Origin of the sequence: Haloprofundus sp. MHR1, from assembly GCF_005155585.1 — an archaeon.
Taxonomy (GTDB): Archaea; Halobacteriota; Halobacteria; order Halobacteriales; family Haloferacaceae; genus Haloprofundus; species Haloprofundus halophilus.
The window spans coordinates 1,968,351-1,980,381 of record NZ_CP039833.1 but is presented as its reverse complement, the minus strand read 5'-3'; the positions used below and the strand labels follow the sequence as shown (position 1 = coordinate 1,980,381).

The window sequence follows — 12,031 nt, the reverse complement described above, 5'->3', positions numbered from 1 at the left end:
ACGGTAACACGGAGCTAACAGATGGATCTCGGTCGCTCATCGTTTAACATGGTCCTCTCGAAGGGCGGCGGCGCCCTCCTGATGTTTGCCGCCGTCACCTTCTTCGCGCGGAGTCTCGACTCCGCGCAGTTGGGGATCTTCTTCCTCTTTTTCGCCGTGCAAGGGCTCCTCTCGATTCCGGCCGACTTGGGCCTCCGCGGCGCACTGGAGAAACGTCTCAGCGAAGGACAGAACCCCGAGACGGTACTCGGGTCGGCGGTCGCGTTCAAACTAGTGTTGCTGGCGATAGTGTCGCTCGCGATATTCGCGTTCCGACCCTGGTTGAACGATTACCTCGGTGCGGACCTCGCGAACCTTCTCATCGCCACCGTCGTGCTTCGAGAGCTGTCGTTGCTGTACATTCACGCGGTTCGTGGCGAACTTCGAGTCGGTGAGACCGCCCCCATCGAGTTCGCTCGACGACTCACGTGGGTCGTCGTAGCGATACTGCTCATCACACAGGGTTTCGGCATCCGGGGTATCGTCTACGGCCTCATGCTCGGGTCCGTCGTCGCGTTCACGTGGGCGTACGCGAAGTGCACGACCAGTATCGGTAGACCCTCGATAGCGGAGACGAAGTCGCTTTTTGTCTTCTCGAAGTACGACACTATCAACTCCGTAGGTGCCGAAATCTATCAGTGGATGGACTCGGCGTTCATCGGGTTCTTCCTCGCTGCGCAGTTCGTCAGCGCGTACGAAATCGCCTGGCAGATAACTCTTCTCGTCATCATGGTGAGCAAATCTATCTCGCTGACGCTGTTCCCACAGATCAGTCAATGGAACGCCACAGCGTCCATCGACCGTATCGAAGAAACCGTGTCGACAGCCATTAGTTTCGCCGTCTTCGTCTCGATTCCGGCGATTATCGGATCGATGCTCTACTCGACCGAGATTCTGCGCTACATCTTCGGTCCCGAGTACACCATCGCCTCGATGGTGCTCGTCATCCTCATGATAGAGAAACTGTTCCAGTCGTTCAACGACATCGTCGGCGACTCCGTCCGCGCCATCGACCGTCCGGATCTCGCTGCGAGAGCGACGGTCGTCTCGGTCGGAATCAACTTGATTCTCAACCCGGTGCTCATCGTCTCTATCGGATTCGTCGGTGCCGCCATCGCGACGACCGTCTCGTGGATGGTGAACACGGTGCTCCACACGAAGTACCTCTCGCAGTACATCACTATCGACATCCCGTACAGACTCGTCGGCTGGTACGCCGTGATGTCGGTCGTTATGGGTGGGATTCTGCTCGGTGTGAAATCGGTGCTCCCCGTTACCGGCCTCGTACTCCTAATCGCACAGGTCGGACTCGGTACAACCATCTACCTCGTCGCATCGGTCGTCGTCCCGGACGTGCGAAGACAGATCGTTCTCCCAGGGCTGCGGGTCATCGGTTCACAGGTCTATTGGCGCTGACGTTCCTGGCTCTCGTCTCATCTCTGAGACATGATAGTCAACTGAAAATGACGTACCGGCGGAAATGAGAGAAATTATATGTGAATCAATCTGGTAAATATCTTGAATTTGGGCTGTCACGTTGTTTCGCCTTTGGTAGCTCGTTTACCAGTCCGGAAACCGTCACAGCCGAACTCTACCCATGTCACGAAACATTACACAAACCTCACAGAGGGAGATGCCCGTTGAGTGGAGTCCAAAAGCGATAGTGACGCTCATCGCCGGACTGCTCGTCGTGTTCTGGGGGAGCACGCTCGTTTCCACGTCATCGGGGATACTGCTCGGTGTTCGGGTACTCGCCGCGAGCGCACTGTACCTCTTTCTCCCCGGCGCACTGTTGGTACGGCTTCTCAACCTCCGAATCGGGTCGTTCGGTCCGTTCACTATCCTCTCCGTTGGACTGAGTTTCACCCTCTTGGCCCTGGTTACCGTCCTCTCCAGCGTCGTGTTCCCGATCTTCGGTGTCGGCGCGCCTCTCGGGTTCGTCCCGCTCGCGCTCACACTCACGCTGGTCATCGTGGGCCTCGCAGTTCTCGTCTCCTCGACGGAGACGACGCTCCCTCACCTCCACTACGAGTTGGACGCCTCACCGTGGGTTCTGGCGCTCGTCGCGTTTCTCCCGGGTGTCGCCGCAGTTGCCGCCATCGTGATGAACCAGTTCGGGTCCAACGTCGGTATGTACGTGTTCGTCGTCGCGACGGCGACCATCGTGGGACTCGCTTTCCTTCAGCTCATCCCACAGCAGCTCTATCCGTTCACCATCTTCGCCGTCTCAGTGTCGATGCTCCTACACCGGAACTTGCTGAGCGAGCACGTCATCGGCGCCGACATACAGAGCATGTTCTACACTGCGACGGTCGTCGGCAACACGCAGATTTGGAGTCCGGCCATCGGTGGGTCGTCGCTCGCCGTTCCGATGGTGAGCGCCGTTCCTGCCGCAGTGACGGTTCTCACCGGTATCGAACTGACGACGACGTACAAAGTGGTCTACGTCCTCCTGTTCGCGCTCGCTCCAGTCGGACTGTTCTATCTCACGCGCGAGATTTTCGACACCGACATCGCACTATACGGCAGTCTCCTCTTCACATTCTACCACCTCTCGTTCTACTTCACGCCCGACAAGCAGTTGGTCGCCGAACTGTTCGTAGTCGCGCTATTGCTCGTGTACTTCGGGACGTACTTCGAGACGCCCGGAAGCAAACTCGCGGGCGTACTGTTCACTGTCGGCCTCGTCTACAGTCACTACGGGGTGGCCTACGTGTTCGGTTTCGCGCTTCTGGCCGCAGTCGTCGGTCTGTTCGTGGTACAACGTATCGTCGGAGACGTCGAGCATCGGCTCTCGCTTTCGTACCCCGTTCTACTGTTAGTCGGTGCGACAGCGTGGTACGCATACTCGTCGCCGGAACTCATCGCCACGCTCCAGTCGGTCCCCCTGAGTCTCGCCGACCAAGTGGTGACGCTCCTTCAGACGGGCCTCGTGGAGGGTTCGGGCGGGAGCTACGTCTCCGAGGGCTCCGGGACGCTCGACGACATGCATCTCGCACTCTACATTCTCCTCACGGTGTTCCTCGGCGTCGGATTAGCGTGGCAGGTACTCACTCAACTGTACGAAATCCGCACCGGACAGTCACCCGCGTACGTCGAGTACACCGCGCTGGCGATACCGCTGTTCGTCTTCCTCGGGTCGTCGTACTTCTTCACACTCAATCTCTGGGCCGACAGAGCCTATCAGATGGTGCTAATCGTTCTCGCCCCGTTCATGCCCATCGGCTACCGAATACTCGCAGAGAAGATGGGTGTGGTGATTCGTCGTATCACGCCACAGAGCGTCGTTCCAGAAGGAACGAGTTGGGCGGTGCTAGCTGTCCTCCTCGTCGTCCTCTTGGGGTTCAACTCCGGGTTCCTGTTCGCGGCTATCGGGACCTCCCACAGCGCGACGTTCAACGGCGACGCACACGACTACGTCTTCGAAAACGACGAGCGAGCGGGTGCGGGGTGGCTCATCGCCAATACGAACGTCTCCGAGACGGACGCGTACCAACCGGGGGATGGGAACAGCGCACGAGAGATACCGATCTTCACCGATACGGTGACTAGCCAGATGCTCAGGTCGGAACTTCCGGAGAGCTACTACAACACCGAGACGAGACAGTTCAAAAACGAGTGGAGTCCTCAGTTCGAAATCGAGAACATCGATAGAGGGTACGTGTACATCCGCGAACGGGGCGTCTCCGAGACGAACACCGACGTTCCGACGAGTAGGCTATCGAGCGACAACGAGACCGAGATCACGTCCACACACAACGTCGTTTACAACAACGGTGCGGCCACCGTCGTCAGCGTCAGACCTGCAGCCTTCGCCGACGGGACGGTAGCACAGAACGAAACCACCGCGAACGGAACGACTCAACAGCGTCTCGCACTAGCAAACGGCGACAACGCAGAGGCACCGAAACAGACCGTACACGACGCGTCAGCGTGGGACCGATGAGGGGAACGAACGACACACCGGAAGTGGAGAGCAACGGGGCCGACACACCGCTCGTCTCCTACATCATCGCGACGTACAACCGCGTCGACGACCTCGTCGAGGCCGTCGAATCCGCACTCGACCAGCAGTACCGGCCGATAGAAGTGATCGTCGTCAGCAACTCGACCGACCGGATCCGCGAGGACGAACTGTTCGGCGACGGTGGTCGGTTCGACCGAGACGAAGTGCAGTACTACCACTTCGCCGAACGGATGGGTGCGCCCGGTGCGAAGAACGCCGCCATCGAGCGAGCGTCTGGCGACATCGTCGTACAGATGGACGACGATGCGGTCTTGGCCGACGACACCGCGACGGACGAAGTCATCAGGCTGTTCGAGACGTACGACAACGCCGGAATCTTGGCGTTTCAATCGTTGGACTACTACACCGGCGAGATAAAGATCGACGAGACGCCCGACCCGCCCGAGTTCCACATCGAGCCAGACGAACAGTTCTGGACGACGAGTTTCATCGGGATGGGGACGGCGTTCCGACGAGAGGTGTTCGAACAGGCAGGGCTGTACCCCGACAACTTCGTCTACGGCTTCGAGGAGATGGACCTCTCGATACGCGCCCTCGACGCGGGGTACGACATCCTCTACACGCCCTCAGTCGCCGTGTACCACAAGAAGACACCCGAGGGGCGACTCTCCGACAAGGAGACCAAAGAGCGCCTGGTCGAGAACAGAATCAACATCGCCGTTCGGAACCTCCCGTGGCGATACGTGCTGTTTACTAGTGTGATCTACTCGGTCTACGTCGTCCTACTCACGAGAAGTTTCTCTTCGCTCACGAACGTCTTTCGCCGCCTGTACAAGAAACGTGACCGCCTGTATGCTGAGCGGGACGTCGTCGACTCCGAGACGATAAAGCACATCAAATCGAGTCAGACGATGCTGTTCCTCTGGTGGTACGGCCCGCACCCGAAGCGCATCCTCGGACGGGACGGGAATCTCAGTCGTCTGAAGTGGGAAGTGTGAACCGGCGCGCTTCGGAGTCCTCCCCGAGGCCGTCAAGTCGAAACGGAGAGTCGTAATACGTCGCGAAGACGACCAGACGCCCGAAAAACGCCACCGACGAGCGGTAACGTCCTATTGCGCGGCCGAGTAACCGCAACGAACCGAGGTGGCTTGGCTACAGGAACATGCACCGAATCCCATATACGACAGGAGAAGCCGTGGAATCGAGAGAGAGCAGTGTCGAGAACGTCGCCCAGCGAATCGCAGAGCGTCGGAAGTGTCTCTGAAATACCAGTTATCGAATGTGATGTAACAAAACCAAAAACAGACCGAAGGATACGAACGTTTCTGTAAAAATAGGGGATTTCCGTGCCAATCTCCAAAGTCCCCGGACTCCTATGTACTCCATAACAAGATACGCGCTTGTCATCATCTCCATAGAGGGTCATACCTAATGGATGGGAGTTATTTCGAAGACGGCTACTCGGGTCTGGGGTCGGTATCGGGAGGGGAAAAGTACGCGCTCGGAGTGGTGCTCGACGGGGAGGACGACCACCATCTGCTCCGTCTACTCGGTCGTACCGCACAGCTCGGGCATCCGCTACTCGCGGTTCGGCGGGACGGGACCGTGCTGTACGCCGTCGGGGTCGGCGACGAACCCATGGAGGTACACCAGGAAGTCGACTACGTAGGGGGCGACGGAGAGACGGCACGTGAGGTGCTCGTCGAACTCGCGCGGACGTACGGCCTCCGCGGACTCGTCGTTCACGAGGACCCGAGCGCACCGGTCGACCTCGAGGCCAGTTTCGAGGCGCTCGAAGCCGAAGATACGTTCGCAGTCGAATCACTGTCGCGGCTGACCGAAGCGGCGGAGTCGGACCACGCGCCGGTCGTCGTCGGACTGCCCGCCTACAACGAAGAGAAGGCCGTCGGCTCCGTCGTCGAGAAGGTGCGTAACTACGCCGACGTGGTCGTCGTCGTCGACGACGGGAGCACGGACCGAACCGCAGAGCGGGCGTCCGAGGCCGGTGCCGTGGTCGTCAGGCACTCGGAGAACCGCGGCTACGGCGCGGCGCTGCAGACGCTCTTCACCGAGGGAAAACAGCGCAACGCGTCGAGTCTCGTCGTCATCGACGCGGACGGACAACACGACGCGAGCGACGTGCAGCGGCTCCTACGGCGACAGCGGGAGTGTGAGGCGGACATCGTCATCGGGAGTCGGTACACCGGTAGCGTGACGAGCGAGATTCCGCTCTACCGGCGCTTCGGTCTCTGGGTCATCAACGTCCTCACGAACCTCGGACTCGGAACGCTCCGCAAGGAAAACCGCATCGGAGACACGCAGAGCGGTTTTCGCGCGTACGGACCGAGAGCCATCGAGTCGCTGGCCGAAGACGAGACGCTCGGGTCGAACATGCAGGCCAGCACCGACATCCTGTTTCACGCCCGAAAACGGGGGTACGAGATCGACGAGATCGGTATTCGAATCCGGTACGACCTCGAAGACACCTACACCCAGAACCCACTTTCGCACGGCTACTCCGTGGTGAAAGGTGTCCTCCGGCTCATCGAGCAGGACCGACCGCTGACGACGCTCGGCGTTCCCGGGTTCGTCAGCGCGTTCGTCGGACTCACCCTCGGTTACTGGTCGGTGTTCGAGTACGGACAGACCGGCGAGTTCCCGCTGGTGCTCGTCGGAGTGTCGGGTCTCCTGTTGCTCGTCGGGTTCTTCGCGAGCGTCGTCGCCATCGTCCACCAGTCACTTCGAGACGTTTAACCGAGCTAACACAGCGAAGTCCGGACCGGAGGGCACGCGTCTGCGGTCGTCGACGCCGGACGTTCCGGCTCTCCACGCGCTCGCGGGTCGTCATCCCACCGGCAGAATCGTCGAGAGTCGCTGTCGCAGTTCGTTGACCTCCGAGCGGTCGATAGCGCCGAACAGCACCGCCGCGACCAGGAAGACGGCAAAGCCCACCGGCGGGACGACGATCAACTCGACGACGTCGCCCTCCAAGACGAGCGGGAGTCCGTAGACGGGGACGGCGGCGACGGCGCTGGTGGCGACGATTCGTCCGAACCGGAGGTCGGAGATGGGGTCGAATCCGATGCGGCGCGCAGAGAGGATGTGGAACAGGAGCATCGACCCGTAGCCGATGCTCGTAGAGACCGCCGCGCCGACCGTCCCGTATCTCGGGATAAGCAGCAGGTTGAGCACGAGGTTGAGCGTCGCGGACGCACCCGTCGCCAGAATCAGCAGTCGGAGTTCGCCCTTCCCCTGTCCGACGGCGAAAATCGGACGGGCGACGGCGAATCCGAGCGTACCGGGGAGCAACAACACAAGCGGAGCGACGGCAGCGAGATACTCGGTTCCGAAGTACAGCGAGACGAACTGCTCGGCGAGCGCACCGATGCCGAGACACATGATGGTCGTGATGAGGACGACGTAGCGCGTCGCCCGGCTGGTGACGTCGGTCACGGTGTCGATCTTGTTCTCGGACCACCACTCCGACGTCGACTGGAGCAGCACCGTCTGCATCGCCGTCGGGACGAACCAGAGGAACTCGGCGACGATGAGCGCGGCGTTGTAGTAGCCGGTCTGTTGGGCCCCCGACAGCGTCCGGAGGAGTATCAGGTCGACGTGGTACAGCGAACTCGTCAGGAGGATGAGGACGACGCTGAACGAGTTGTACGACAGCAGTTCCCGTCGGGGGAAATCCGAGGGGACGCGGCGGGTTATCGACCCGAGCGAGACGTACCTCGAGACGAACCAGAACACCGCGATAGCGACGACCCCGCGGGCGACGATACGACCGACGAGAACGCCGACGACGCCCCATCCGATGGCCGCCAGCGGTACGCCGACCAGCGCGAACACGACCCACCGAGCCATCTTGGTCGGCTCGGAGATATGCTCGTAGCCGAGACCCATCAGCGTCCCGCGGCCGATCGCCCAGAGCTGCCGGATGACGACCAGCGCCGCGAGCATGTAGAAGTAGATCTCGAACTCGGGGCTGAAGAAGCGCTGGACGAGACCGAGTTGGAGGACGACGAGAATGATGACGACGGCGGCGAACGCCAGGGCGAGCCCCACCTGCATGTAGTACGCGAAGACGTTCGAGTTCCAGTCGGCGTCGGGACGTTGCTCGGCGATGTACTTGCGTATCCCGTCGAAGATGCCGGCGTTGATGACGATCATCGTGACGCTGAGCACGGACATCACGAACGCGTAGTCGCCGTACTCGGCGCTCGTCAGCACCCGAACGAGGATCGGCGTAATCGAGATCGAGAGAATGAGTACGCCCACGTCGGAGCTGAATATCGATAGAAATCCACGGACGACGTTCCGTCCCATCTAAGGTACTGTCAGAAGCGCTGGGCATAAGTATAGCGTCGGATACACGTTCGCTGACCAGTGTGACCGACTCTCATCCCGCGTACCGGCACGCGAGCAAGTAGCGAACGGCGGAGGAGACGCAGCTCGAACGGTTGACACGGGAGGCGAGACGGAGCGACCGGCCGGAAGTGAGGAGACGACGTACGGTTCAGGTGTCGGTTCCGGCGCGTCGTTTGGCCGCCTTGATGAACCGGTACGCGCGCCGTCCGCCCAGCGTCGGGAGCAGGAACTTCACGAACCGCGGTTCGAACGGGTACAGTTTCACGGCGGAGACCAGAAGCGGACGCGCCCGGTCGAACTCGCCGTGCATGACGAGCAGGCGGCCGACTCGGTAGGCGGCCCACGCGCGGAACTTCCGACCGAACAGGCGGCCGTACTCGCGGGCGAGCGGGTCGAACTTCTCGACGAACAGCCGCCGGGAGACCAACGCGTCGTCGACGTCGTCGGTGATCCGACCGGGCGAGTCCGTCTGATAGCGGATGAGCGGTTCGCGGATGCCGGCGACCGAGCAGTGCCTCGACAGGCGGACGTACCACTCTAAATCCTGCCAACTGGGGAACCGCTCGTCCGGCGTACCGACCTCCTCGACGAGCGCCCGTCGGACCATCACCTTCGAGAACGTCCCGATGACGTTCCGACACAGCAGCGTCTTCGTGAGGCCGCCGTGGGCGACGGGCGTCACCGACTCCAGTTTCTCGCCGTCGCTGTCTATCACCTGCGTCCCGGTGTAGACGAGTCCGACCTCGGGGTGAGCGTCGAGCACCGCGACCTGTTTTTCGAGTTTGGTCGGCAACCACTCGTCGTCGTCGTCGAGAAACGCGACGTACTCGCCCTTCGCGGCCCGTATCCCCGTCGCGCGGGCGGCGGACCCGCCGCGGTTTCGCTCGTGGCGGATGACGCGGACGCGGTGGCGGCCGTCCGGGTTCAGCTCGTCGAGAACCGGCGCGGCCGGCCTCGGAGAGCAGTCGTCGACGACGAGGAGTTCGACGGCGTCGTACGTCTGGTCGAACACCGACTGGACCGCAGACCGGAGATACGCCGGCCGGTCGTAGGTCGGAACGACGACGCTGACCAACGGACGGGATACCGCAGACATACCCACCACTGCGACTGCCAGTTAGTTGAACATTGCCTCCGTGAAACGTCGTATCACCGCAGGGGAACATCGTGTCAACTGACTTTAATTTTTTATGAGAAGACAGCGATATCTCTGTATATGGCAGTTGTAGAGAGCGCACTCGTCGCAGTGCTTCTCGTCAGTGTGTTCCTGGTGGTGTACGCCTACGCGCTGTATCCGCTCGGGCTGTGGGCGGTCGCTTCGGTCGTCCCGGCGACGACTCCGCGGTGGGGGCGAGACGAGCTTCCGGAGGTCGCGCTCATCGTCGCCGCGTACAACGAGGAGGCCGTCATCGCCGACAAGCTGGAGAACTGTCTCGAACTCGAGTACCCCGAGTCGAAACTCGACGTCGTCGTCTTCTCCGACGCCTCCTCGGACCGAACCGACGACATCGTCAGGTCGTACGCCGACCGCGGGATTCGCCTCGAACGAATCGAGGGCCGCGTCGGGAAGACGGCCTGTCAGAACGAGGTCGCCGAACTGGTCGACGCCGAGGTGCTCGTCTTCTCGGACGCGAACTCGATGTACGAACCCGACGCGGTCCGCGAACTCGTCTCGTCGATGGGGCCGGACGTCGGCTGCGTCGTCGGCGAACTCCGGCTCTCCCGCGAGGACGACGACGTGGAGGGCGAGTCCATCTGGTGGCAGTACACCCGCTTCATCAAACAGCACGAGTCCCGAGTCGGGTCGGTCGTCAAGGGCAACGGCGCCATCTACGCCGTCCGCTCGGAGGCGTACGTCCCGCTGCCCGCCGACGCCATCAGCGACTTCGCCGAACCGCTCTCGATTCGCAGCGACGGCTGGCGCGTCGTCTACCAACCCGCCGCAGTCGCCCGAGAGCACACCGCAAAGAGCGTCGACGCGGAGCTCAACCGGAAAGTCCGTATCACGACGCGCTCGTGGCACACGCTCGCGCAGTACCTCCACCTGCTGAACCCGCTTCGGTACGGCAAATTCTCGGTGAAGTTCGCGAGCGACACGGTGCTGTGGTGGAGCACGCCGATGCTCTCCGCCGTCGCGTTCGTTTCGCTGGGAACGCTCGCCGCGCTGACCAAGTCGCTTCTGTACGTCGTCCCGTTTCTGGCCGGCGTCGGCTTCCTGCTGTTCGGCCTCGTCGGTTATCTCCTCGAAGACGGGCGACGGAAGGTGCCGACCGTGTTCCACGTGCCGCACTACTTTCTGGTCGGCAACTACAGCCTCGTCGTCGGCGCGTGGAACTTCGTCAACAGCCGAAACGTCGTGACGTGGGAGACGGCCAACGAGTCGTCGACCAAAGAGTAAACTCGCGGGGTCGCCCGTGAGCTCCCGGCTCTGAACGCCTACCGACGCCGTCGAGCGGAGCCGTCAGTCGACAGCGACGCGCCGCCCCGCGATGTCGGTGACGAGGTCGTCGTACGCCGAGAGGAGTTCGTCCCACGAGTACTGCCGCCCGAGTGCTCGGGCGTTCGCGCTCAGTCGCGCTGCGAGCTCCGGAGACGACGACAGCTCTCGAATCGCCGCCTCGAACTCGCTCACGTCGCGGACGAGCGCCGTCTCGCCGTCGACGATGTCGATACCCTGCGCGCCGACGGGCGTCGTCACGATGGGCAGGCCCGCGGCGAGGTAGTCCATCATCTTGAGCTTCGTCCCCGATCCCATCGTGAGCGGACAGAGCGCGATGTCGGCCATCGCGAGCGCCCCCGGCAGGTCGTCGACGAACCCCGGCGTGTAGACGTTCTCGCGCGTCGTCTTCGGCGGGTCGCGGCCGACGATGACGAACTCCACGTCCGACAGCACGGGAGCGTACTCGTCGACGATGCGGCGGGCGGCCTCCTCGTTCGGTTCGTAGTCGCACGCGCCGACGAACAGGCAGACCGTTCTGTCGTCTCCGACGCCGAGTCGCCGACGGACCGCCTCCGGGTCGCCGCCGGCGGCGATGTCGTCGTAGTTCGTCCCGTTCGTGACGACTTCGCATCTGACGCCGTCGGGAACGTCGAACGCCTCCCGGTCGGCGGCCGACTGGAAGACGACGGCGTCGGCGTCGTCGATACCCGCCTGTTCGTGCGCCCGGAGATTGTCGACCGCGCGCCGTCGAATCGGTCCGGGAATCGACCGCGAACGCAACTGCTGGTCGAGCAGGTCGAACATGGCGTTGTGCTTGTTCAACAGCAGCGCCGCGTCGTAGTGGTCGGCGAGCAGTCGCGCCGCGCCGAGCACCTGCGGCGACTCGCTGCAGACGACGTCGAAGTCCACCGGACGGCGACGGACCGTCCGAACGGTCAGCCGCGTCTGCAGCCGCTCTATCGGCGTGTCGGAACCGAGCCCCAACAGCGCGTTCCAGAGGTAGATGCGCGTCGTCTTGTAGTCGAGAAACGGGTTGTCGAGGTCGAGCGCGTAGACGCCGGGCGGGAACTCCGCGCCGTCGGCGTCGGGGTACGCGAGCCACACGCGACCGGTGTCAGCCAGCGCCTTCGTCGTCTCCCAGATGCGGACTTCCTCGCCGTTCGACGGCGGGTAGACCGGTCCCCGGTGTAACTGTAAGATATCTAATCCCATTT

Annotated in this window: 8 protein-coding genes; 5 read left to right on the top strand and 3 right to left on the bottom strand. The window is 62.2% G+C overall.

Features of this window, described 5'->3' with window-relative positions; genetic code table 11:
- Positions 1-48 precede the first annotated feature (48 nt).
- The 4 genes from FCF25_RS09980 (at position 49) to FCF25_RS09965 (ending at position 6,760) form a co-directional block, all read left to right on the top strand.
- Positions 49-1,455 (top strand): polysaccharide biosynthesis C-terminal domain-containing protein, encoded by a 1,407-nt coding sequence (locus tag FCF25_RS09980; protein WP_232819702.1) that lies wholly within the window; start codon positions 49-51, stop codon positions 1,453-1,455.
- Between the two features lie 247 nt (positions 1,456-1,702).
- Positions 1,703-3,985 (top strand): DUF2206 domain-containing protein, encoded by a 2,283-nt coding sequence (locus FCF25_RS09975; protein ID WP_168191233.1) that lies wholly within the window; start codon positions 1,703-1,705, stop codon positions 3,983-3,985.
- Entirely contained in the window at positions 3,982-5,004 is a 1,023-nt protein-coding gene (locus tag FCF25_RS09970) for a glycosyltransferase family 2 protein (RefSeq protein WP_137048534.1), read from the top strand. Before FCF25_RS09975 ends, FCF25_RS09970 begins: the two co-directional genes overlap by 4 nt.
- Before the next feature lie 433 nt (positions 5,005-5,437).
- Complete coding sequence (locus FCF25_RS09965; RefSeq protein WP_137048532.1) at positions 5,438-6,760, top strand: glycosyltransferase family 2 protein; 1,323 nt, start codon at positions 5,438-5,440, stop codon at positions 6,758-6,760.
- Between the two features lie 90 nt (positions 6,761-6,850).
- Here FCF25_RS09965 and FCF25_RS09960 read toward each other — a convergent pair whose 3' ends face one another.
- Together FCF25_RS09960 and FCF25_RS09955 are read right to left on the bottom strand one after the other, a co-directional pair.
- Positions 6,851-8,335, bottom strand: coding sequence for a polysaccharide biosynthesis C-terminal domain-containing protein (locus FCF25_RS09960; RefSeq protein ID WP_137048530.1), 1,485 nt, complete (start codon positions 8,333-8,335; stop codon positions 6,851-6,853).
- Positions 8,336-8,525: 190 nt separating this feature from the next.
- Positions 8,526-9,473, bottom strand: coding sequence for a glycosyltransferase family 2 protein (locus FCF25_RS09955; protein WP_137048528.1), 948 nt, complete (start codon positions 9,471-9,473; stop codon positions 8,526-8,528).
- Between the two features lie 120 nt (positions 9,474-9,593).
- Between FCF25_RS09955 and FCF25_RS09950 the strand changes: the two genes are divergently transcribed.
- Positions 9,594-10,775 carry a glycosyltransferase family 2 protein gene (locus FCF25_RS09950; RefSeq protein WP_137048526.1) on the top strand — a complete coding sequence of 394 codons (1,182 nt, stop codon included), beginning with the start codon at positions 9,594-9,596 and terminating at the stop codon, positions 10,773-10,775.
- A gap of 63 nt (positions 10,776-10,838) precedes the next feature.
- Here FCF25_RS09950 and FCF25_RS09945 read toward each other — a convergent pair whose 3' ends face one another.
- Complete coding sequence (locus FCF25_RS09945) at positions 10,839-12,029, bottom strand: glycosyltransferase family 4 protein (protein WP_137048525.1); 1,191 nt, start codon at positions 12,027-12,029, stop codon at positions 10,839-10,841.
- Between the last annotated feature and the right edge of the window lie 2 nt (positions 12,030-12,031).